This is a genomic window from Prescottella equi (assembly GCF_020171745.1).
Classification (GTDB): Bacteria; Actinomycetota; Actinomycetes; order Mycobacteriales; family Mycobacteriaceae; genus Prescottella; species Prescottella equi_A.
Genome location: NZ_JAIVAH010000013.1, coordinates 180,324 through 202,064, shown reverse-complemented (window position 1 = coordinate 202,064; position 21,741 = coordinate 180,324). Strand labels below are relative to the sequence as shown.

The window sequence follows — 21,741 nt, the reverse complement described above, 5'->3', positions numbered from 1 at the left end:
GCAAATGTTTGTTTTCGGGAATATCTCCGGCAATGCCCCGCCGGGCAGTCGGGTGACCAGGAAAGGTTGGGCGATGAGCGGGGCAATCGAGAATCTCGAACAGCAGGAACCTTCGGCACGTCAGGACGACGGGCTCTTCGGGCCGGACAGCGTCACCTGGCGCCTGTTCGCCGATCCCGCGTCCACGCTCGGCGCCGTCTGCGGCGTCCTGCTGCAGACCCTCAACCCCGACATGATGACGCTGTTCAGCAAGGTCTCCGACAACTACGGCGACCCGGTCGGCCGAGCGGCGCGCACCGTGAAGTACCTCGACACCACGATCTTCGGTGACACCGCGCACGCCCTCGCCGCCGGCGAAGCGGTGCGGCGCATGCACAAGCATGCGCAGTGGACCGACGAGCGCACCGGCCGGACCCTGGTCGCCGACGAGCCGGACTGGCTCGCCTGGACGCACAACACCCTCGTGTGGGGCATCCTGCGTAGTTCCGAGTTGTACGGCCCGAGCCTCACGGCGGCCGAACGCGACCGCTTCGTCGTCGAGCAGCACCGGGCGGCCGAACTCGTCGGCATCGACCCGTCCACGCTGGCCGCCACCCACGCCGAACTCGACACCTACATCAACGCCCAGGTGGACTGGCTGGCCGTCACACTGCCGGCGGCCGAGGCCACCGTCGCGCTACGCAAGCCGACGCTGAAGGGCAACCCGATCAAGGTCGCGTCGTCGGTGGTGATCCAGGACGGCATCATCGCGCTGCTGCCCGAGTGGGCACGCACCATGTTCGGAGTCGCCGGCCGCCCGATGAGTCTCGGCGGCGCCGCCCGGGCGACCCGCCTGCTCATGGCAGCCGCCCGGCGCAACAAGCCCTACGAGAAGCTGATCGCCGACATGCTCTCGGAGGTCGACGCGCACCCGTACCGCAAGGTGCGCGGCATCGACGGGGTGCGCCGCTGACCTACCCGCGTCAGCGAGCGGCGGGGCCGGCGACCCACTCCCACACGGCCGTACGGACATCCGACTCCGGTTCCCGCCGCAGCCGCACCCGCAGGTGCCGATCCGCGAGATGCTCGACCACACCCTCGCCCCACTCCACCACGACGACGGCCGACGCGAGATCGGTGTCGAGGTCGAGTGCGTCGAGCTGGTCGTGCATGTCCACGGCCGCATCGGCGGCCACCGCCTCGTTCAACCGGTAGGCGTCGACGTGCACCAGTGCGACAGGGGCGCCGCCGTCCGGCCGGGCCCCCGCCCGGTGCTCCCGCGCGATGATGAACGTCGGCGACGTCACGCGCCCCTCGACTCCGAGCCCGGCCGCGATGCCCCGGGTCAACGCCGTCTTGCCGGCACCGAGCGGACCGTCGAGCACAACCAGGTCGCCCGCCCCGAGGTCGGCCGCGAGCGCGCGTCCGAGCGCCTCGGTGTCCTCGGTCGTCGGTAGGGTCGCCTCGCCCCGTCCGGTCCGCGTGTCAGCCGACATCTGTTCGCTCCAGTCCACCCACCAGCGCCGAATTCTCGCGATCCTCGCGTCTCGACACGGCGCGCCGGACCAACCGATCGATCGCATCGGAGGTTACCTGCGGGAACTCGAGCTCCACGAGATGGCCCGCGTCGCGCACCCGCACCAGCTCGGCGCGGGACAGCCCGGCGGCCAGCGCCTTCGAGCTGGTGAACGGGATGATCATGTCGGCGTCGCCGCACAGCACCAGCGCCGGAACGTCGTCCAGCACGGGCAGCGCCTCGGATTCGTCGTGCAGTTCCAGGGATTCGAGGAAGTTGACGATCGTCACCACCGAGATGTCGTTGAGCATGCCCTCGGAGAACTCGACCAGCCGCGGACTCACCTCGGTGCCGTACGACGCCGCCCGCAGGATCGGCGAGATGATCGCGCGGGCCGCGCCGCGCGCCTGCTGCACGACGCCGGGCGCCGTGCGCACCGCGAGGCGGAACGCATCGATCACCGGATTGTTCAGGTTGCGGCCGAGCCCAGACTGGTTCAGGCCCGCAGCCGTGGTCGCGATCAGTCCGACGCCGATCACCCTGTCATCGAACAACTCCGGGAACTGACGGGCCATCGCGAGGATCGTCATGCCGCCCATCGAATGCCCGACCAACACCACCGGACCCGACGGCGCCGTCGCCTCGATCACGGCGGCCAGATCACGGCCCAGCTGCGCGATGGTGCAGCTCTCCGCGGTCGGCGTCCCGGACTCCCCGTGCCCGCGATGGTCGTAGAACACCATCCGCACCGAGTCGCCCCACCGCTCCGCGAGCTGCGTCCGCTGGAAGTGCCACGACTCCGACCGAAGGCAGTACCCGTGCACGAAGATCACCGTCAGCGGCGCGTCGGCGGGACCGACCTCGCGGACCGCCAGCGGAATGTCGTCCTCCGTCGTGACGACGCGACTGCGGTCGCGGGAGAACACCGTGAAGTCCTCGGACGCGTAGATCTCCGGACCCCGGCGGGTCGTCGCGGCCTTCACCACGTTGAGCCCCGCCAGCGTGCCGATCGCCGCGACGCCCGCCACACCCCCGAACAGGCCGAGCCTGTTCAGGATGTTCATGACCGCCCGCCCGGGCCTCCGACATAGGTCCGGACCGTCCGGCCTCGCACCGAAGTCACCACCTCGTAGTGGATGGTGTCGAGCGCATCCGCCCAGTCCTGCGCGTGCGGCACGCCTTGCTCACCTTGCTCGCCGTCACCGAAGAACACCGCGGTATCGCCCTCCCGGACCCCGGCGCCGTCCGGCCCGAGATCGACGACGAGCTGATCCATGCAGACCCGGCCGATACCGGGGCGCCGATCGTCGCCGAGCCACACCTCGAACCGTCCGCCCAACGCACGCGGAATACCGTCCGCGTAGCCGACCGGCAGCAACGCCACCGTCGTGTCGTGCGGCGCCACCCACGTGTGCCCGTAGGAGACGCCCTCTCCTGCCGCCACCTTCTTCACCAGAGCCACCCTCGATCGGAACGTCATGACCGGCCGCAGGCCGAACGTCCCCAGATCCGGAACCGGGGACAGTCCGTATATCGCAATTCCGGGGCGAACCATGTCGAATCGCAGGTCAGGACGGGTGAGGGTGGCCGCAGAGTTCGACAGATGTGCCGCCTCCGGGACCAGCCCGATGCGCTTGGCATCCGCGAGTGCACTCGTGAATCGCTCACGCTGCTCGTCGATCACCGGGTGGTGCGGTTCGTCGGCGTGCGCAAGGTGCGAGAACACGCCCTTGAAACGGACGGCGCCCTCCGCCTCGACGCGCGCCAGGTCCTTCAGGAAGTCCGTCCACTCCTCGCGGGAGACGCCGTTGCGGTTGAGGCCTGTGTCGACCTTGATCGTCACGGTGGCGGTCTTCCCGACCTGGCGGGCCGCCTCCGCGACCGCGGCGAGGTGCCGCGGCGACGACAGGCCCAACTCCACCCCGGCGGCGACCGCGGGGGCGTAGTCGGAATCCGCGGTGTGCAACCAGGACAGCACCGGCGCGGTGATGCCCGCGTTCTTGAGTTCGAGGCCCTCGGCGAGCGTCGTGACACCGAGTTCACCGGCGCCGGCCGCGAGCGCGGCCCGCGCCACCGGCACCGCACCGTGGTTGTAGGCGTCGGCCTTGACGACCGCCATGACCGTGGCGCCGCCCGCGTGCTCGCGCAGGATGCCGACGTTGTGGGCCACCGCATCGAGGTCGATCACTGCCTCCGCCTGAGGCGCCGCCGCAGGTGGAGGCGTGTCCGCCGCCGTGGGGGCGCTCATCGTGGTCGGGTCGGTGTCGGTCTCCTGCGCGGTGGTACTCACGAAATTCGATCCTGCCACTCGTCAGGAGGAAACTCCTGCACGGGTCGAAGCCGACCAGTCACGATTCGGGCACATGTGAGCTCGGGAACACCCTCAGTATCCGGATCGCCGATCGCAGATGCGCGAGCAGTGTCGATGCCGAGATCGGCGCGAGGCCGGCGTCCCCCGTCTCGTCGGAGCCCTCCCGAGCCCCCAGATTGGCCGCGAGCGAATGCGCTCGCGCGCCCGCCGCTGCGGCCAGGGACGGCTCGAGTCCGGTCGCCATCAACGCGCCGATCACCCCGGACAGGACGTCGCCGGACCCCGCCGTCGCGGCCCACGAACTGCCCGCGTCGTTGACGTATGCCCGGCCGGACGGATCCGCGACCACCGTCGCCCGCCCCTTGAGCAGGACCGTCACACCCCACTCCGCGGCCAGCGCGCGCGTCGCCGCGACCCGGTCGGGGGTCGGTGCGACGCTCGTGAGCCGTTCGAACTCACCGGCGTGCGGTGTCAGCACGGTGGGGGCGGCGCGGCGCCGGACGAGGTCGGGGTGCTGCGCGAGCAGGTTGAGGCCGTCGGCGTCGACGAGCACCGGGACGTCGGAGTCGAGCACGGTCCGCAGCTCCCCGAGTGCAGCGTCGTCGGTGCCGATCCCGGGGCCGACGACCCACGCCTGCACCCGACCGGCCTCGGCGGGCGACGGTGCCGCCACCACCTCGGGCCAATGGTTCAGAACCTCCGCCGCGGCCCGTCCCGCGTAGCGCACCATTCCGGCCGTCGCCGTCACCGCCGCGCCCGCCGACAGAACCGCCGCCCCCGGGTAGCGCCCGCTGCCCGCGACCACCCCCACGACGCCCTGCGTGTACTTGTCGTCCGCCGCACGGGGCACCGGCCACAGCCGGCCCACTTCCGCCGGATCGAGCGCCTGCAGGTCCGCTCCGGGGAGCGTGAGACCGATGGGCACCAGTTCGACGCGACCGCACCGCGCGGCAGCGAGCGCGTGCACGGGCTTGAGCGCGCCGAACGCGACGGTGACCGCCGCCGTCACCGCGGGACCGTCCACCGCACCCGTGTCGGGGTCCACGCCGCTCGGCAGGTCGACCGCGACGATCGGGGCGTCGAGTTCCGCGACGATCGCCGCAGCAGTCGGCCGCAGCGGCCCCTTTCCGGAGATACCGACGATGCCGTCGAGCACCAGATCGGGATCGCCCGGATCCGGCGAGACCCGCCCGCCCGCGGCCCTCAACGCGGCCAGTCCGGCCGCGTGCGCGCGTTCCGGGTTCAGCAGGACCGCGGTGACCGCGACGCCGCGACGGCGCAGCAGCGCGCCCGCCCACAGCGCGTCGCCGCCGTTGTCGCCGGATCCGACGAGGAGCGTGACCCGGCGTCCGGTCACTCCCCCGGTCCGCGCCCGCAACTCGTCCGCCGCCACGCACGCCAGTCCGTAGGCCGCGCGGCCCATCAACGTGCCGTCCGGCAGGGTCGCCAGCAGCGGCGCCTCCGCGGCCTTGACCTGCTGCGCCGTGTAGTAGTCGCGCATTGCCGTCAGGCCGCCACCGGGCCGGAGATCATGAACCGCGCACCGTTCGGATCGGCCACCTGCGCCATCCGACCGTACTCGGTGTCCCACGGCTGGGTGAGGACCTCACCGCCGAGCTCGACGACCCGGGCGATCGCGACGTCGGTGTCGTCGACCTGGACGAACATCTGCCAGTGCGACGGCACCTCGGCCGGCAGCGCCTTGCTCGCGTCGTAGATCCCCGCCAGATCCTCCCCGCCGAACCGTCCTGTGGAGTAACGGAATTCGTCGCTGTCACTCAGTGTGGCGAGATCCCAGCCGAAAACGTCACGATAGAACGGCAGCGCGGCGTCGTAGTCCTTACTGACCAGCTCGAACCACCCTGGCGTGCCGGACTCGCCGACCACGCCGAAACCCTTGTGCTCGGCCGGCTGCCACGCGCCCACCACGCCGCCCGACGCATCCACGAACAACGCCATCCGCCCCTGCCGCGGCACCGTCATCGGCTCCATCATCACCTGGCCGCCGGCCTTCGCGACCGCCTCCGCGGTGGCGTCCGCGTCGGCCGTCGCCAGGTAGGTCGTCCACAGGTTCACGTACGGATTCCCGGGATCCCCCGGCATCGCACCGGCCACCGGCTTCCCGCCGGCGAAGAACATCACGTAGCCGCCGTACTCCTCGGAGGAACCCTCGTGGGTCCACCCGAACAGGGCGTCGTAGAAGGCGGTGGCGCGATCGATGTCGGACGACTGCATATCGATCCAGCACGGGGCGCCCAGCGGGGCGGATTCACGGGCAGGCATGGCAACTCCTCGGTCGACTCGAGGTCGTACAGGTGTCGGAGGACACACTCGCCGTCAGACTACGCTGAATTGCATGAAAGCACGGGCAACCGCGATGGCCATCGGAATCGCTTTGGCTGCAACCCTTTCCGGGTGTAGCTCGGATTCGGGGGGCGGTGCCCCGGCAGACCTTCCGGGCGGCGCGGACAAAGCGCTCACCGTCGAGGTGAAGAACATGGCCTACTCGCCGGCATCGATCACGATCCAGGCCGGCCAGACCGTGACGTGGGTGTTCGACGACCGCGGCGTCCCGCACGACGTCGTCGGACTGGGCAGTGCCGAGTCCGTCCTGCGCAGCCCTCTGCTGAAGACCGGCACGTGGCAGTTCACGTTCACCGAACCGGGCACCTACGACTACACGTGCTCGCTGCACCCGGACATGCTCGGTGTGGTCGTGGTCGTCTGACCTTCAGGTCCGACCACGACCACACCGAGCCGTCGAGAAGCTATTCGACGGTGACGGACTTCGCGAGGTTGCGCGGCTTGTCGACGTCGAGGCCGCGAGCGACCGCGACCTCCGCGGCGAACACCTGCAGCGGAACCGTCGACAGCAGCGGCTGCAGCAGCGTCGGCGCCGCCGGGATCTCGATGAGGTGATCGGCATGCGCCCGCACCGCCTCGTCGCCCTCCTCGGCGATCACGATCGTCGTCGCACCACGCGCCTTGATCTCCTGGATGTTGGAGACCAGCTTCGAGTGCAGCACCGCGCGACCCTTCGGCGACGGCATCACGACGATGACCGGCAGGCCGTCCTCGATCAGCGCGATCGGGCCGTGCTTGAGCTCGCCCGCCGCGAAGCCCTCGGCATGCATGTACGCCAGCTCCTTGAGCTTGAGCGCACCCTCGAGCGCCACCGGGTAGCCGACGTGGCGACCCAGGAACAGCACTGCCGACGAGTCCGCGAACTGGCGGGCCAGCGCCCGCACCGGCTCGACGGTCTCGAGGACGCGGGACACCAGGTCCGGCATCGCCGCGAGGTCCGCGTACTCGCGGGCCACCTCGTCCGGGTACTTCGTGCCGCGTGCCTGCGCCAAGGCCAGCCCCACCAGGTAGTTCGCAGTCACCTGGGCGAGGAAGGCCTTGGTGGAGGCCACGGCGATCTCCGGACCGGCCCGCGTGTAGAGGACGGCGTCGGCCTCGCGCGGAATCTGCGCACCGTTGGTGTTGCAGATCGCCAGCACCCGGGCCTTCTGATCCTTCGCATGCTTGACCGCCTCGAGCGTGTCCGCGGTCTCACCCGACTGCGAGATCGCGACGACGAGCGTGGAGCGGTCCAGCACCGGGTCGCGGTAGCGGAACTCGCTGGCGAGCTCGACCTCGACGGGCAGCCGAGTCCAGTGCTCGATCGCGTACTTCGCGAGCAGGCCCGAGTGGTACGCACTGCCACACGCCACGACGAAGACCTTGTCGACGTCGCGGAGCTCCTGATCGGACAGCCGCTGCTCGTCGAGCACGATCGTCCGGTCCACGAAGTGGCCGCGCAGGGTGTCGGCGACGGCCTGCGGCTGCTCCTGGATCTCCTTGAGCATGAAGTAGTCGTGGCCACCCTTCTCGGCGGCCTGCAGGTCCCAGTCGATTCGGAAAGCGCGGGTGTCGGCGGCCGCATCGTTGCCGAAGAAGTCGGTGACCGAGTACCCGTCCGCAGTGATCACCACCGCCTGGTCCTGGCCCAGCTCCACCGCATCGCGGGTGTGCTCGATGAACGCCGCGACGTCGGAGCCGACGAACGTCTCGCCCTCGCCGACACCGATCACGAGCGGCGTCGACCGGCGCGCCGCGATGATCATGTCGGGATGGTCGGCGTGCGTGAACACCAGCGTGAACGCACCCTCGAGCCGGCGCAGCACCGCCAGCGCGCTCTGCAGGAAGTCACCCGCGGTGGGACCGGACTCGTACGCCTTGGCGACGAGATGGACGGCGACCTCGGAGTCGGTGTCGCTGAGCAGATCCACCCCGGCCGCCTCGAGCTCGCCGCGCAGCGGGGCGAAGTTCTCGATGATGCCGTTGTGCACGACGGCGAACCTGCCGCTCGCGTCCCGATGCGGGTGCGCGTTGCGGTCGGTGGGCTTGCCGTGCGTCGCCCAGCGCGTGTGACCCATGCCGGTGGTCCCGACGAACTTGTCGGCCCCCACCTCGGCGAGTTCCGCCTCGAGATTGGCCAGGCGTCCGGCCTTGCGCTCGGTGGACAGCCCGCCGGCGCCGTCCGCGACCGCGATCCCGGCAGAGTCGTAGCCGCGGTATTCCATCCGCCGCAACGCCTCTACGACGACACCCAATGCCTGGCGGTGGCCCACGTAACCCACGATTCCGCACATGGTTCACCAGGGTACTTGGGTGACCGTGTGGAGCGAACTCGGTCCACGATCGGATAACGTCACACCCGTGGCGCAGACACCTAAATCCCTGGTATCCAAGCTGTCCAAGCGTGGCCCGCACAAGGTGCTGCGCGGCGATCTCGCGCTCGCGGGACAGCCCGGCGTGGTCTACACACCCGCCGAAGGATTCAACCTCCCCGCAGTCGCCTTCGGCCACGACTGGATGGTGGGCGTCGACAACTACACGGACACGTTCGAACACCTCGCGTCGTGGGGCATCGTCGTCGCCGCGCCGGGGACCGAACGCGGCCCGGTGCCCTCACATCTCGGCCTCGCCGCCGATCTCGTCACAGCCCTCGACATCTGCACCGGGGTCCGTCTGGGACCCGGCCGGATCAGCGTGCAGCCGGAACGCCTCGCGGTGGCCGGCCACGGCATGGGGGCAGGCGCAGCCGTCCTCGCAGCCGCGCAGCACACGACGATCAAGGCGGTCGCCGCACTGTTCCCCTCGCCCACGTCGCCCTCCTCGGCGGTCGCGGCGGGCCGGGTCTCGGCGGCCGGACTGATCCTCGCGGGCGCGAAGGACGTCGACTCGCTGAACAGCGACGCCCTCGCCCTCGACGACGCCTGGCGCGGAGCGACGCTGCTACGCGTCGTCGACAAGGCTTCCGACTCCGGACTCGTGGAGGGGCGCCGCCTGCTCGGTTTCCTCGGCGTCGGCGGATCGGAACATCGCACCCAGCGCGTGACGCGCGCCATGATGACCGGCTTCCTGCTGCACCGGCTCACCGGCGACAAGGCCTACGCGGCATTCGCCGACACCGACGCGCACTTCCCCGGCACGCACCCCGCCGTCCGGGAGGACGCCGAGCACGCCGATCACCCACTCGATCCCCGCGAGCTCGCCGCGCACCGCGCCGGCACCCAGGCCAGCCGGCTGCTCGGCAGCTGATCCCGCCTCACATCGCGCCGGCCTCGGCGAGCGCGACTCCCTGATCGTCGCCTCCCGGCGCCGGAGAACCCACCTCCGCGAGGGTGGGGTCGACGGCTCCGGCACCGACAGGCGGTGTGCCCGCCGGCGTTCTCGTGCCGCGGACCGGATTGGACCCCGCCGCCGGGCCGACTGCGCCGGGTGAAGCCTGCTCTGCCGACGGCTCCGGGGCCGGTGATTCAGGTGCGGGCACGCAGTAATCGGCAGGCGCGGGCGGCTCGGGTGCGGGTTCCGGGCAGTCCGTTTCGGGCGCGGGTTCCGGGCAGTCAGGTTCGGGCGCGGGTTCCGGGTCGGGCGTTGCCGCTACGGGTTCCGTGTCCGGTTCGGGTTCGGGTTCGGGCGCTGGGGCCGGCGGCGCGGGTTCGGGTTCGGGTTCGGGTTCGGTTGCTTCCGCAGCGCAACTGCACTCGCAATCACACGCGCACCCCGGCCCCTCGGCCGGGCCCGGATCCAGGTTGAGACTGCCGGTCTCCCGCACCGCTGCCGTCACCTCCGCGACCACCTCGCCGACGATGCCGAGCGCGACCTGGGCGACCGTTCCGGCGATCGCCCCCGCCGCACGCACCGCGCCCTCGATCGCGAGCGATCCGCCCGTTCCGCTCGTTCCAACCGATCCGATCGCGACGCCGGGATTCGGCACCGACGGTGCGGTCCCGGCGGGTGTGGTCGGGGCAGCCGGCACTGCACCCGTCACCTGGGCACCGACTGACCCCGTGCCGGCGCACGTCAGCCCGGCCAGGCTGCTGGTGGGCGGCGGCGACGCGGGAGCCGTCGCGCAGGCCGCGACGGTGATGGGTGCCGACAGCGGCGGCGGGCATGGCTGCGGCAGCGGTGCCCCGGCGGCGGAACACACGTCCTCGATACAGGCCGGGGCCCGGACGGCACTGTCGTCCATCGTGCAGAACACGGCGTCGAGGGTCTGGAACACTTCCTCGACCGCGTATTCCGTTTCGTCACACAGTTCGACGAACTGCTCGGTGGTGTCGCGGACCCGGGCGAGGAATACCTCCACTGCCCAGTTCGCGGCGTCCTCGGCCGCCGAACCGAAGTTCACGGCGGTCATGACGATGTCGTCGACCTCGGCCGCAGTGCGGCCACACGCGCGATCCGGATCGAGACTCGCGACCCACTCGGCCTTGCGTGCGGCGGCCTCCCGTAGCACGTAATCCGCCTCCACCAGCGCACAGCGAACGTCGTCGAGATCGCCGCGCAGTCGAGCGGCCCGATCCAGGTGCTCGGCGAGATGCGTGTCGGCAGACTCGGCTGCCCGCCCCCGCCACGCCTGCCCGACGGCCGACCGAACTCGCTCCTGGTCGTCGCACTGCCGTGCGATGTCCGCGGCAGCCCGCGTCACCACATCGATGTCGGCGGCGAGCGCGTCGAGTCGGATGTCGCGCTGCTCGAAGTAGCGCGCCTCGATCTCGTCGTAGGTCGGAAAGCTGTCGCCGGTACCAGCCCGTTCGGCCACGAATGCCGCACGCGGAACGAACGTCGCGAAGAATCGCAGCCAGTCCGCGGCCGTCCTCAGCACGGCCTCCATCACAGTGTCCCGAGTGACACGACGTTGCCGGAGGTGGCAGTGTCCCGGTCCTCGTAGGCATCGACCGTCTCGGCCAGCCCCCGCGCGATGTCCGCTGAACCCGTCGCGAACGCTCCGATCGCCCGCGCGAGCCGCAGGTAGCCCTCGCGGATCGCGCGTTCCCGGCCGGGATCGTCGAGACCGTTGCCGAACTGGCACTGGCCGACCCTCCAGACGAGGCCACGGGCGCCGTCCGCGCTCACCCGCAGCGACTGCGCCGCCGCCCGTACCCCCGCGACGTCGATCTCGACCACGTCTGCCATCGGTTCCGCCTTCCGCGCTGTCGATCTGGATCCTTATGCCCAGTTCGACGCAGCAGGCCTTCCTCCGGTTCCGTCAGGCCGACGCGACGTGCCCGGCCAGCGTCTCCGCGATGCGCTGCGCCCTGTCGAGGTCTGCGGCCTCCACCATCACGCGCACCAACTGTTCGGTGCCGGACGGTCGCAGCAGCACCCGTCCCGTGTCGCCGAGTTCGGCCTCGGCTGCCGCGATCGCCGACAGCACCTGCGGCGCCCCGGCAACGGCGGCCTTGTCCGCGACCCGGACGTTGATCAGCACCTGCGGCAGCGACGTCATCGCCCCGGCCAGCGTCGCGAGGGACGCACCCGTCCGCGCCATCCGGCCCATCAGCCGCAGGCCGGTGAGGACGCCGTCGCCCGTCGTTCCGTGGCCCGGGAGCACGACGTGGCCGGACTGTTCGCCGCCGAGGCTGAAACCACCGGCGCGCAGTTCCTCGAGCACGTAGCGGTCGCCGACCGCGGTGGTGCGCAGCTCGATGCCGGCCTCGCGCATCGCGATGTGCAGACCGAGGTTGCTCATGACAGTGGCGACCAGGGTGTTCTCGACGAGTTCACCGGATTCGTGCATGCCGATTGCCAGGACGGTCATGATCGCGTCACCGTCGACTACGGCTCCGGACGCGTCCACCGCCAGGCAGCGGTCGGCGTCGCCGTCGTGGGCCAGGCCGAGGTCGGCGCCGTGTTCGACGACCGCACGCTGCAGCCCTTCGAGGTGCGTCGAACCGCACCCGTCGTTGATGTTCAGTCCGTCGGGTTCGCCGTTGATCGCGATCACCGTCGCGCCGGCGGCGCGGTACGCCTCGGGGGCGACCGTCGAAGCGGCGCCGTGCGCGCAGTCGACGACGACGGTGAGCCCGTCGAGGCGGGAGTCGAGAGCGTTCGCGAGATGCGCGAGGTACCTGCTGGTGGCATCGAACGCGACGTCGACGCGGCCGATGCCGGCACCGGTAGGCCGGCGGCTGGGACCGGCCGCGATCGCGGCCTCGATCCGGTCCTCGATCTCGTCGTCGAGTTTGTGGCCTCCGGCCGCGAAGATCTTGATGCCGTTGTCCGGCATCGGGTTGTGCGACGCCGAGATCATCACTCCGAGCGCGGCACCGTATGCACCGGTCAGGTATGCGACGGCCGGAGTCGGGAGGATTCCGACGAGCACGACATCGACACCGGCCGCGGTGAGTCCGGCGGTGACGGCCGCCTCGAGCATCTCACCGCTGGCACGCGGGTCGCGGCCGACGACCGCGACAGGTCGCTCCGACGCGGGTCCGGGGGGCGCGAGTACCTCCGCTGCTGCGGCGGCGACCTTCAGCGCCAACTCGGCGGTCAACTCGGCGTTCGCCAAGCCCCGCACGCCGTCCGTGCCGAACATACGACCCATAGATTCCGACCCCTCCAGATCCGGGCGAGCATTCAGGTGAAACACGAAAGCAGGCGTCCGGAAGCGAATGAGCTCTTCGAACGCCTGCTCTCGTGGAAGAACAGGTGCCGAAGCCGGCACGAATGCCGGCTCCGGCGACACATCAGCGCTTGGAGTACTGAGATGCCTTGCGGGCCTTCTTCAGGCCGTACTTCTTGCGCTCGACGGCGCGAGCGTCACGCGTCAGGAAGCCGGCGCGCTTGAGCGCGGGGCGATCCTCGGCGGTGACCTCGATCAGCGCGCGGGAGATGGCGAGACGCAGCGCGCCTGCCTGACCCGACGGGCCGCCACCGGTCAGCAGCGCGGTGATGTCGAACGACTCGGTGCGCTCGACCAGGACCAGTGGAGCCTTGATCAGCTGCTGGTGCACCTTGTTCGGGAAGTAATCCTCGAGGGTGCGGCCGTTGAGCTTGAACTCACCGGTGCCGGGGGTCAGGCGGACGCGGACGACCGCCTCCTTGCGACGACCGACGGTCTGGACCGGGCGGTCGATCACGATCGGAGCCTGCGGAGCAGCCTCGTAGACCTCGGCAGCCTCGGACTCCGAGGTGTACTCGGTCATCTCGTCAGCCGCGACCTCGACGGCCTCGTTGAAGTCTTCGTTGCTCACTGGGCGACCTGCTTGATCTCGAACGGAACCGGCTGCTGCGCGGCATGGGGGTGGTTCGGGCCTGCGTAGACCTTGAGCTTGCCCGCAATGGCGCGGCCCAGCTTGTTCTTCGGGATCATGCCGACGACGGCCTTCTCCACCAGACGATCAGGGTTCTTCTCGAGAACCTCGCCGACCGAACGGGACTTGAGGCCACCCGGATGTCCGGAGTGGTGGTACAGGAACTTGTCCGTGCGCTTGTTGCCGCTGATGGCAACCTTGTCAGCGTTGATGATGACGACGAAGTCGCCACCGTCGATGTGCGGCGCAAAAGTGGGCTTGTGCTTGCCGCGGAGCAGGTTCGCTGCCTGCACGGCAAGGCGACCGAGCACCACGTCGGTGGCATCGATGACGTGCCACGTACGGGTGACGTCACCGGCCTTCGGGGAATAGGTAGACACAGAACTTCCTCGTCTGTTCGTTTCCGCTGCTGGTCTGGCGCGCCTCGTGCAATGCACGGCTGGTCCTCGGCGACCAGTTGAGACCCGAGAACCATTTCCCTCCCCCGCACACGAATGCGCGGCGAGAGATGACACGCCGACGTAGAAGACTACCGGCTCCCGCCCGGCAGGGTCAAAAGCGCCCGGCTCATCCGAGCGCAACGGACAGCTGTTCCACCGCCCAGCCGAGGTCGGCCCGGGAGATCACCAGGGGCGGCGCGATCCTGATCGTCCCCTCGTGCGCGTCCTTCGCCAGCACCCGCCGGGCCAGCAGACGTTCGCAGATCACGCGCGCGGACGGCTGCCCCGGGGCCAACTGCACACCGGCCCACAGCCCACGTCCACGCACCTCGGACACCCGGTCCGCGGGTAGCTCCGACAGCAGCCGGTGCAGGTACTCCCCCAGTTCCCGGCTGCGTTGCTGATACTCCCCGGTCTCGAGTAGCCGCACCACAGCGCTGCCGACCGCGCATGCGAGTGCGTTGCCACCGAATGTGCTGCCGTGCTGCCCCGGGTGGATGACCCCCATGACGTCCCAGTTCGCGGCGACCGCGGACACCGGCACGATTCCGCCGCCGAGGGCCTTGCCGAGCACGTAGACGTCCGGCACCACCGACTCGTGCTCGCACGCGAACGTCTCGCCCGTCCGGCCCAGGCCGCTCTGGATCTCGTCGGCGATCATCAGCAGGCCGTGCTCGTCGCACAGCTTCCGGACCGCGGCCAGGTAGCCGTCGGGTGGGACCAGCACGCCGGCCTCGCCCTGGATCGGCTCCACGAGGACCGCGACGGTGTTCTCGGTGATCGCGTCCGCCAGTGCCGCGATGCTGCCGTACTCGACCGAGGGAAACCCCGGAGGGAACGGCCCGAAACCGTCGCGCGCGTCGGGATCGGTCGAGAATCCGACGATCCCGATCGTGCGGCCGTGGAAGTTGCCGCGAAACGTGATGATCTCCGCTCGGTCGTGCTCGACGCCCTTGACGTCGTAACCCCACTTGCGTGCGAGCTTGAGCGCCGTCTCGACGGCCTCCGCGCCGGTGTTCATCGGCAGGACCGCGTCCTTGTTGCACAGGCGCGCGACATCGGCACAGAAATCGGCGAACCGATCGTGCTGGAACGCGCGGCTGGTGAGTGTGAGCCGGCCGAGCTGCTCACGGGCCACCGCGACGAGCGCGGGATGCGCGTGCCCGAAGTTCAACGCCGAATACCCCGCCAGCACGTCGAGGTACTCGACACCGTCGACACCCCGCACCCAGGCTCCCGAACCGGATTCGATCACCACCGGGAGCGGGCTGTAGTTGTGGGCGCTGTGCGCGTCGGCCCGCGCGAGCTCCGCCCGTGTCTGCTCCGTCACCGACACGAGATCGGCTTCGGGCTGTCGTCCCACCGTCATGATCCGCCTCCCGGTCCGGCACGAGGCACCACCGCATTCGGATCACGTCAGTATCCGCCGACCGGCGCTCGGCGGCAATCGTTCTCGACCGGAAGGCGCCGCGGACACACGTGTGCCCCGACGTCTCTCCTACGTCGGGGCACACGTTTCAGGCGTAGTGCGGAGGCTACGCCCAGCTGTTGGCAGCGGCGGTGTTCACCTGCTGCATGTCCGCGTTGCCCTGACCGACTACACGGCCCACGGCGTCGAGGATCTGGTTGAGCTCGTCGGCGGCCGCATCCCACTTGGCCTGATGCTCCTGATACGCTGCGGACGCCGCGCCGTCCCACTCCGCGACCATCGGGGCGATCGAGGTCTTGAGATCACTCAGCTTCCCGTTCATTTCCTTCTGGAGGGCATCGATTCGAAGCTGGAGCGCCTCGATCTGACCGAACGAATAACGCATCATGTGCTGCTGCTCCTCTGTGACTGTGGTCCGGGATCGGGATTGTTGTCCGGGATCCCGGTGGGTGATCCGGGGATCGAAATCAGATGTTCAGGCTGCTTGCGACGTTGTTGAGCGACGACGTGTGGTCCTGCTGCGTGGTATCGAACGTCACGCTGTTGGACTTGATGTTCTCGCCGATCGACTGGAGGGCGTCGTTGAGCTTCTTGGCACTACCGTCCCAGCGCTCCATGAGGCTGTGGAAAGCGATCGCAGCCGATCCCTCCCACGCCCCGCGAATGCCGTCCACCTCGGACCGGAGGTTCCCGAGCAGTCCGGCGATCTCCTCACGGACGTCGCTGACGCGACGCGACGTGTCCTCCATCGTCGAGACTGTGGTCTTCATCTGATCGCTCACTCTGACTCCTTGGGAATCGTTTTCGCGTTCCGCGTCCCGGCCCGAGTCAGCCCCCCGTGAAACAGCCACAGCCGGCCTCGGCTCTACCAGTTCGCGCCTACATATGGTTCGACGCAGCGACAGGTGGATTCGGTTCCATTCGTCCCGAGACTTTTTCGGAGGTCTTCGCCGGACGCGGATTCACCGGGCGGGACCGACCGTCACGGCGCGAACTGCCTGCTCGCAGTCGGCTGCGATCGCCTCCCACCCGACGTCCCGGTACTGGCACCCCACGCTCACCTGCACGTCGTCCTCCACCAGCACGAACCACCGCACCCGCGATCCGTCTGCAGGTGACTCGACGTACCCGACGGACCGTCGTCCGCCGAACTCGAGGTCGGGGGTGAAATCGGAGAACGGCCCCGCGGCCCCGCGCTCACCGATCTTGCGTTCGAGCCCGCGCACCACCGGATCCCACCCCGAGCCGACGGCAAGTTCGGTGGGCAGGACCACGATCCGCCCGCCACGGCCGTCGTCCGGTACCAGGTCCAGCCGGCCCGGTTGGTCGCCGCGAACCTGCCACGTGTCGGGCAGTTCGGTACTCGCCCTGCCGATCTCGACGCGCTGCAGCGGGGCCGCCGCAGACGCTCGATCCGATCCACCCGTGTGCCGGACGGCGATCACCGACACCGCCGCGATCAGCAGTGCCACCGCTGCCACCGCCGCGCCGATCACGACGGACCTCCCGGTCGTGCGCACCGGCGCAGGCGCCGAGACCTGATCGACCCACGATCTCCGGTCCGGCTCGGATACGACTGCGCCCGAGCTCGATTCGGACGGCGCGGCGCGACAGGCGACGAGCGCCTCCGGTGGCACCACCCGCACGTCCCGGCCGCAGCTCGTCGACAGCAGACGGGCAACCGCATCGGCGGACGACCCGACGACGCAGACGGTCCCGAAGGACCCACCCGCACTCACCTCGTCGATCAGTGCGTCCACCACCGAGATTCGCGCGGAATCGGCCTCGACGTCGAGGGTTCCGGTGCGTGGCGCAATTGCGCAGGCCGCGATCGCCCGCGCGCCCTGCGGGCCCGGGCGGACGGCCACGACGGTGGTCGACGTCTCGGCGCACTCGACGACGATCCATCCGCCCGTATCCGCCGGTGTGGGAACCGCGAGCGCGATCGGCACGGTCTCCACATCGTTCGCGGACCGCCGTGCCGCGGCACCCAGAACGGCGCGGCGCGAATGCCCCCAGTGCGACGGATGGAGAACCGTCATCACATCGACGAAACCGGCTCGTCCCGAACCGTTTCCGACGGCTCGACCGATGACGGACGCGAGCATCTCGACGGTCGGTCGAACGTGCTGCGCCGAGTAGACGAACTCGTCGTCGATCCCGTCCAGGCAGTCGCGCAGCGCCGAGTCCGGGGACGCGACGACACCGGTCGTCGCCCCCACCCACACGGCGTCGGCCGCGAGGTGGACCACGACCGACCGCGAGGTCACAACGGGGGCAACCATGCGACCTGGACGAGCGAGGTCCCACCACGGGTCACGTACGTCCCACGACCGGACGGCATCTCGGAAGGTCGTACCGCACCGACGAGGTTGCCCTCGTCGCGGTTTCCGCTCATGACGATGCCCGCCGGTACCAGGTCCCGGATCCGGGCGATGACCGGTTCGTACAGTGCCCGGGACGCACCGCCGGATCGACGCGCGATGATCACGTGCAACCCGAGGTCCTTCGCGTGCGCGAGGTAGTCGATCAGCGGCGTGAGCGGATTTCCGCTCGACGTCGCGACGAGGTCGTAGTCGTCGACCACGACATAGATCTCCGGACCCGACCACCACGACCGTTCACGCAACTGTTGCTGCGTGGTCTCCGGGCCGGGCATCCGACTGGCGAGGATTCCTGCCAGGTCGTTCATCATCGTGGTGAAAGTCGTTGCGGAAGCGGCGTACCCCGCCAGATGATCGCCTTCCACGACACCGAGGAGCGTGCGGCGGTAGTCGCCGATGATCAGCTTCGCCTGCTGCGGGCTGTTCGACTCCATCAGTCCGAGGCAGATTCCGCGCAGCAGCGTGGTCTTGCCGCACGAACTGTCGCCGAACACCAGGAAGTGTGGTTGGTCGGAGAGATCGAGACGGACCGGAGCCAGTTCGGCTTCGTCGATGCCGATCGGCACGGACAGGCACGGTCCCTCCTCGGGCCACCGTCCGGCCAGCGCGGAGAGCAGGTCCGTACGGGGAACCCGTTCCGGCAGCATCCGGACCGGCGGAGCCGACTCGCCGGGATGCAGCGCCCGGATCCGTGCCACCGCGTCGGCGACACCCGCACCGAGGTCGTCGCTGCGGGCCACCCCGTCCAGCCGCGGCAGCGCCGACAGCAGGTGCAGCCCGTCGCGCGTCATTCCCCGTCCCGGACGTCCGGAGGGAACCAGCACGGCCTTCGCCCGACCGATGTCGGAATCCGTCGGATCGCCCAGACGCAGTTCGATCCTCGTGCCGAGCTGATCCTTGAGTGCCGGTCTGATGTCGGCCCACCGCGGCGTTGCGAGGACGACGTGAACTCCGAAAGACAGCCCCTGCCCCGCGAGCGCGGCGATCTGCGCCTCGAGCGTCTCGAAGTCCTGGCGGATGCTCGGCCAGCCGTCCACGACGAGGAAGACATCCCCGAACGGATCCTGCGAGACTCCGGCGGCACCGTCGCTGTGGTCCCTGCGCCGACGCCGGAATTCCGCCATCGACTCGATGCCCAGTTCGCGGAACCGGCGTTCCCGTCGGCGGACCACGGTGGCGATCTCGGCGACGGTGCGCCGCACGAGGTCCACATCGAGGCGGTTCGCCACGGACCCGACGTGCGGCAGGCCGGACAGTCCGGCCAGCGTGCCACCACCGAAATCCAGGCAGTAGAACTGCACCTCGCGCGGCGAATGTGTCGCGGCCATCGACAAGATCAAGGTCCTGAGCACCGTCGACTTGCCCGACTGCGGCCCGCCGACGACCGCGACGTTGCCCGTGGCCCCGGCGAGGTCGGCGAGCAGTACGTCGCGGCGTTGGTCGAACGGACGGTCGATCACGCCGATCGGTGCGCGCAGCGGCTCGGGCGCGGGCGCCGGGAGCCCCGACTCGGTGTGTGGCAGCAACCGGTCGAGCGTCGGCGACGTGGCGAGCGGCGGCAGCCACACCTCGTGCGCGGCCGGCCCGCAGTCCCGGATCCGGTCGACGAGCACCTCGAGCAGCGATCGAGCGTCGGACTCCGCCTCGGGCAACACGTCCGGGACACTCGGGGCGATCGGTTCGTCGGGGGCGGGCAGCGCGACCGGTTCCGCGGTGAACAATCGGGGTCGGAGATCAGCGGTCGGAGTCGCCGCGCTGGTCGTACCGCGCGCCCGCTCCCTCTCGTACGGTCCGGAGACGTACGACGCCTGGAACCGCACGATCTCCGCGGAGTCGCACTTGAGGTAACCGGCGCCCGGCGACGCCGGCAGGTGGTACGCGTCGGGGACACCCAGAACGGTTCGGGACTCGTTGGCCGAGAACGTCTTCAGACCGATGCGGTACGACAGGTGACTGTCCAGGCCGCGGAGCTTGCCCTCCTCGAGCCGCTGACTCGCGAGCAGCAGATGCATCTGCAGGGACCGCCCGAGTCGACCGATGGCGACGAAGAGGTCGGCGAACTCGGGTTGCTGGCTCAGCAACTCGGAGAACTCGTCGACGACGATGAACAGGGCCGGCAGCGGAGCCAGGTCGGCACCGGCGGCGCGGGCCTTCTCGTAGTCGGTGACGTTCGCGAAATTGCCGGCGGCCCGCAACAATTCCTGTCGGCGGTTCATCTCGCCCGCGAGTGCGTCCCGCATCCGGTCGACCATCGCGATCTCCTCGGAGAGGTTCGTGATGACCGCGGCGACATGCGGGGCCTGGTCCAGTCCGAGGAAGGTGGCACCGCCCTTGAAATCGACGAGGACCAGGTTCAGAGCCTCCGGCGAGTGTGTCGCTAGCAGGCCCAGCACGAGCGTGCGCAGGAACTCGGACTTGCCCGACCCTGTTGCGCCGATGCACAATCCGTGCGGGCCCATTCCGTTCTGGGCGGCCTCCTTGAGGTCGAGTTCGACGGGGCTGCCGTCCACTCCGACACCGATCGGCACGCGGAGGCGGTCCCGTCCCTGACGGGGCACCCAGGCCCGCGCGGGATCGAATCGACCCACGTCGCCGAGCCCGAGCAGCTGGCTCCATCCGGCCGCGACCGGACCGTCGCTGTCCGCGCTCGCATCCGCCGCTGCGGCGTCCGCGAGACGATAGGGCGCGAGGCGCCGCGCAGCGGACAGCGCCTCACGAACGGTGAGTGCGTCCGCGACCGCGAACGTCTCGACGCCGGCCGCGCTGCGGGCGCCCAATGCGCCGTCCTGCACCACCAGCTGCAGTCCGCGCGTCGCGGTCAGTCGCGGGCAGTACTCGCTGAGGTCGAGCAGCGTCACCGAGTCGAGCCCGCCGTCGGCCACCATCGCGATGTCACCGGCGAGGATGCCGCCGTCGACCACCACGACGACCTGGGGGACGCCTTGGAGCGGGGACGTGGTCCGGGAGAACCGTCCGCGCATCGCCAACAGACCGCCGAGGGCGGCGTCGAGTTCCAGGACGGAGCCGTAGATCATGCGGGCCGGCCCCAGCCCGTCGACACTGTCGGGGTGCTGCGCGTGTGGCAGCCACTTCACCCAGTCCCACTCGCTACGGGTGTCGGGCCCGCACACGACCGCGACCTGCAGCAGATCGGGACCGTGGAAGGTGCACAGCTGCAGCAGCATCGCGCGCGCGAGACCTCGCGCCACCTCTCGGTCGCCGTCGATTCCGATTGCCGCGAAGCCGCGCAGTGACACCGCGGTCGGCAACTCGGCAACGACAGAGTGGGCCCGCACGAACCGCCTCAGCGCGACAGCGGAGACCGGCTCGAGATCCTCGACCGGCCCCGTCTCCGGCGGGATCAGACGCGTCGCCAACCGCTGGCTGCCGCGTCCCACCCGTACGTGGCAGAAGTCCGTGTCGGCAATCCTGCGCTCCCACATCCGCGAGGCACCCGACAGCGTCCAGAGCGTGTCCGGATCGGGATGGCTCCATTCGAGCGCCTGACGCTGCTGTCTTCCGGTGTCGAGGGCGTCGCGCCGCAACTGATCGAGGTAGCGCAGATAGTCCTTGCGGTCCTCGTTGGTCTCACCGGCTTTCGCACCGCCGCCCCGGCCGGATCCGGCGAGCATGCCCAGCGTCGAGACCAGCATCATCACCGGGAACAACAGCGACATCGGACTCGCCGCCATGCCCGACGTGAACATCAGGGCCACCATCCCGACCATCGCGGCGACCATGACCAGCGGCAGCAGCTTGGTCATCAGGTTGCCAGGAGTGGCCCGGGGAATCTCGGGGGGCGTCTGCAGGCTCACCTCGCCTCCGGGTGTGCGCGGCGACTCCCGTCGCGCCTTGCGCACGAAACGCACAGTGCCCATGCTTCCACCCCTAGAAGACCGCGAATCCCCCGCCCGGCGCGACGCTTCCACCGCACCGAGTCACCCCCCACGGGCTCCGGACTCGCGAACAGGAAACTACCGCACTCCCCCGACAGGTGTCGCAGAGGTGTGGTCGAGCAGGTCCGGCCTACCCGGTACAGTGCGGGTGTTTGCGAAAACAGCTGTTCGGATGGGGATCCGAATCGCAGATTCC

General features: G+C 69.8%; 19 protein-coding genes. 3 read left to right on the top strand and 16 right to left on the bottom strand.

Annotated features, from left to right (window positions below; all coding sequences use genetic code 11):
* The first annotated feature begins 73 nt into the window (after nucleotides 1–73).
* Nucleotides 74–952 carry an oxygenase MpaB family protein gene (locus tag LCL87_RS11045; protein WP_225019512.1) on the top strand — a complete coding sequence of 293 codons (879 nt, stop codon included), beginning with the start codon at nucleotides 74–76 and terminating at the stop codon, nucleotides 950–952.
* A 10-nt stretch (nucleotides 953–962) separates the two neighbouring features.
* On the opposite strand, the gene tsaE is transcribed toward LCL87_RS11045, so the two are convergent.
* From tsaE to LCL87_RS11020, 5 genes are all read right to left on the bottom strand, one after another.
* Nucleotides 963–1,475 (bottom strand): tRNA (adenosine(37)-N6)-threonylcarbamoyltransferase complex ATPase subunit type 1 TsaE, encoded by a 513-nt coding sequence (gene tsaE / locus LCL87_RS11040; RefSeq protein ID WP_225019510.1) that lies wholly within the window; start codon nucleotides 1,473–1,475, stop codon nucleotides 963–965.
* A complete protein-coding gene (locus LCL87_RS11035; protein ID WP_225019508.1) occupies nucleotides 1,465–2,559 on the bottom strand; it encodes an alpha/beta fold hydrolase in 1,095 nt (364 codons plus the stop codon). Before LCL87_RS11035 ends, tsaE begins: the two co-directional genes overlap by 11 nt.
* Nucleotides 2,556–3,743 (bottom strand): alanine racemase, encoded by a 1,188-nt coding sequence (alr, locus tag LCL87_RS11030; RefSeq protein WP_225019987.1) that lies wholly within the window; start codon nucleotides 3,741–3,743, stop codon nucleotides 2,556–2,558. The genes LCL87_RS11035 and alr overlap by 4 nt, the downstream gene beginning before the upstream one ends.
* A 100-nt stretch (nucleotides 3,744–3,843) precedes the next feature.
* On the bottom strand, nucleotides 3,844–5,307 hold the full coding sequence (locus LCL87_RS11025; protein ID WP_225019506.1) for an NAD(P)H-hydrate dehydratase: 1,464 nt from the start codon (nucleotides 5,305–5,307) through the stop codon (nucleotides 3,844–3,846).
* Nucleotides 5,308–5,312: 5 nt separating this feature from the next.
* Nucleotides 5,313–6,089, bottom strand: coding sequence for a VOC family protein (locus LCL87_RS11020; RefSeq protein ID WP_225019504.1), 777 nt, complete (start codon nucleotides 6,087–6,089; stop codon nucleotides 5,313–5,315).
* A gap of 73 nt (nucleotides 6,090–6,162) precedes the next feature.
* Between LCL87_RS11020 and LCL87_RS11015 the strand changes: the two genes are divergently transcribed.
* Nucleotides 6,163–6,534 carry a cupredoxin domain-containing protein gene (locus tag LCL87_RS11015; protein ID WP_225019502.1) on the top strand — a complete coding sequence of 124 codons (372 nt, stop codon included), beginning with the start codon at nucleotides 6,163–6,165 and terminating at the stop codon, nucleotides 6,532–6,534.
* A gap of 40 nt (nucleotides 6,535–6,574) precedes the next feature.
* On the opposite strand, the gene glmS is transcribed toward LCL87_RS11015, so the two are convergent.
* Nucleotides 6,575–8,443: a glutamine--fructose-6-phosphate transaminase (isomerizing) gene (gene glmS / locus LCL87_RS11010; RefSeq protein WP_225019501.1), complete on the bottom strand. Its 1,869-nt coding sequence runs from the start codon at nucleotides 8,441–8,443 to the stop codon at nucleotides 6,575–6,577.
* Nucleotides 8,444–8,510: 67 nt separating this feature from the next.
* Here glmS and LCL87_RS11005 point away from each other — a divergent pair, with 67 nt between their 5' ends.
* Entirely contained in the window at nucleotides 8,511–9,395 is an 885-nt protein-coding gene (locus tag LCL87_RS11005; RefSeq protein WP_225019499.1) for a dienelactone hydrolase family protein, read from the top strand.
* 7 nt (nucleotides 9,396–9,402) lie between these two features.
* Here LCL87_RS11005 and LCL87_RS11000 read toward each other — a convergent pair whose 3' ends face one another.
* The 10 genes from LCL87_RS11000 to eccCa all read right to left on the bottom strand — a co-directional run bounded on the left by LCL87_RS11000 (nucleotide 9,403) and on the right by eccCa (nucleotide 21,527).
* Nucleotides 9,403–10,974: a hypothetical protein gene (locus LCL87_RS11000; protein WP_225019497.1), complete on the bottom strand. Its 1,572-nt coding sequence runs from the start codon at nucleotides 10,972–10,974 to the stop codon at nucleotides 9,403–9,405.
* Nucleotides 10,974–11,276, bottom strand: coding sequence for an N-acyl-D-amino-acid deacylase (locus LCL87_RS10995; RefSeq protein ID WP_225019495.1), 303 nt, complete (start codon nucleotides 11,274–11,276; stop codon nucleotides 10,974–10,976). The genes LCL87_RS11000 and LCL87_RS10995 overlap by 1 nt, the downstream gene beginning before the upstream one ends.
* Before the next feature lie 73 nt (nucleotides 11,277–11,349).
* Nucleotides 11,350–12,687 carry a phosphoglucosamine mutase gene (gene glmM / locus LCL87_RS10990; protein ID WP_225019493.1) on the bottom strand — a complete coding sequence of 446 codons (1,338 nt, stop codon included), beginning with the start codon at nucleotides 12,685–12,687 and terminating at the stop codon, nucleotides 11,350–11,352.
* 142 nt (nucleotides 12,688–12,829) lie between these two features.
* The gene (rpsI, locus tag LCL87_RS10985; protein WP_225019985.1) at nucleotides 12,830–13,288 is read right to left on the bottom strand and encodes a 30S ribosomal protein S9; all 459 of its coding nucleotides are present in this window, start codon (nucleotides 13,286–13,288) and stop codon (nucleotides 12,830–12,832) included.
* A 44-nt stretch (nucleotides 13,289–13,332) separates the two neighbouring features.
* Entirely contained in the window at nucleotides 13,333–13,776 is a 444-nt protein-coding gene (gene rplM, locus LCL87_RS10980) for a 50S ribosomal protein L13 (protein ID WP_225019491.1), read from the bottom strand.
* Nucleotides 13,777–13,963: 187 nt separating this feature from the next.
* Nucleotides 13,964–15,205, bottom strand: coding sequence for an ornithine--oxo-acid transaminase (rocD, locus tag LCL87_RS10975; RefSeq protein WP_225019489.1), 1,242 nt, complete (start codon nucleotides 15,203–15,205; stop codon nucleotides 13,964–13,966).
* A gap of 166 nt (nucleotides 15,206–15,371) precedes the next feature.
* Nucleotides 15,372–15,653, bottom strand: a complete 282-nt coding sequence (locus tag LCL87_RS10970) for a WXG100 family type VII secretion target (protein ID WP_225019487.1) — start codon at nucleotides 15,651–15,653, stop codon at nucleotides 15,372–15,374.
* Nucleotides 15,654–15,732: 79 nt separating this feature from the next.
* Nucleotides 15,733–16,047, bottom strand: a complete 315-nt coding sequence (locus LCL87_RS10965; RefSeq protein WP_225019485.1) for a WXG100 family type VII secretion target — start codon at nucleotides 16,045–16,047, stop codon at nucleotides 15,733–15,735.
* A 180-nt stretch (nucleotides 16,048–16,227) separates the two neighbouring features.
* Nucleotides 16,228–17,535 carry a type VII secretion-associated protein gene (locus LCL87_RS10960; RefSeq protein WP_225019483.1) on the bottom strand — a complete coding sequence of 436 codons (1,308 nt, stop codon included), beginning with the start codon at nucleotides 17,533–17,535 and terminating at the stop codon, nucleotides 16,228–16,230.
* The gene (eccCa, locus tag LCL87_RS10955) at nucleotides 17,532–21,527 is read right to left on the bottom strand and encodes a type VII secretion protein EccCa (protein ID WP_225019481.1); all 3,996 of its coding nucleotides are present in this window, start codon (nucleotides 21,525–21,527) and stop codon (nucleotides 17,532–17,534) included. Before eccCa ends, LCL87_RS10960 begins: the two co-directional genes overlap by 4 nt.
* Nucleotides 21,528–21,741 lie beyond the last annotated feature (214 nt).

Coding starts and splice junctions, on each gene's coding strand:
- rocD (WP_225019489.1), bottom strand. CDS start 15,205: ATGACGGTGGGACGACAGCCCGAAGCCGATCTCGTGTCGGTGACGGAG.
- LCL87_RS11015 (WP_225019502.1), top strand. CDS start 6,163: ATGAAAGCACGGGCAACCGCGATGGCCATCGGAATCGCTTTGGCTGCA.
- LCL87_RS11045 (WP_225019512.1), top strand. CDS start 74: ATGAGCGGGGCAATCGAGAATCTCGAACAGCAGGAACCTTCGGCACGT.
- alr (WP_225019987.1), bottom strand. CDS start 3,743: ATGAGCGCCCCCACGGCGGCGGACACGCCTCCACCTGCGGCGGCGCCT.
- eccCa (WP_225019481.1), bottom strand. CDS start 21,527: ATGGGCACTGTGCGTTTCGTGCGCAAGGCGCGACGGGAGTCGCCGCGC.
- LCL87_RS11035 (WP_225019508.1), bottom strand. CDS start 2,559: ATGAACATCCTGAACAGGCTCGGCCTGTTCGGGGGTGTGGCGGGCGTC.
- tsaE (WP_225019510.1), bottom strand. CDS start 1,475: ATGTCGGCTGACACGCGGACCGGACGGGGCGAGGCGACCCTACCGACG.
- LCL87_RS10970 (WP_225019487.1), bottom strand. CDS start 15,653: ATGATGCGTTATTCGTTCGGTCAGATCGAGGCGCTCCAGCTTCGAATC.
- LCL87_RS11020 (WP_225019504.1), bottom strand. CDS start 6,089: ATGCCTGCCCGTGAATCCGCCCCGCTGGGCGCCCCGTGCTGGATCGAT.
- LCL87_RS10995 (WP_225019495.1), bottom strand. CDS start 11,276: ATGGCAGACGTGGTCGAGATCGACGTCGCGGGGGTACGGGCGGCGGCG.
- LCL87_RS11000 (WP_225019497.1), bottom strand. CDS start 10,974: ATGGAGGCCGTGCTGAGGACGGCCGCGGACTGGCTGCGATTCTTCGCG.
- LCL87_RS11025 (WP_225019506.1), bottom strand. CDS start 5,307: ATGCGCGACTACTACACGGCGCAGCAGGTCAAGGCCGCGGAGGCGCCG.
- glmM (WP_225019493.1), bottom strand. CDS start 12,687: ATGGGTCGTATGTTCGGCACGGACGGCGTGCGGGGCTTGGCGAACGCC.
- glmS (WP_225019501.1), bottom strand. CDS start 8,443: ATGTGCGGAATCGTGGGTTACGTGGGCCACCGCCAGGCATTGGGTGTC.
- rpsI (WP_225019985.1), bottom strand. CDS start 13,288: ATGACCGAGTACACCTCGGAGTCCGAGGCTGCCGAGGTCTACGAGGCT.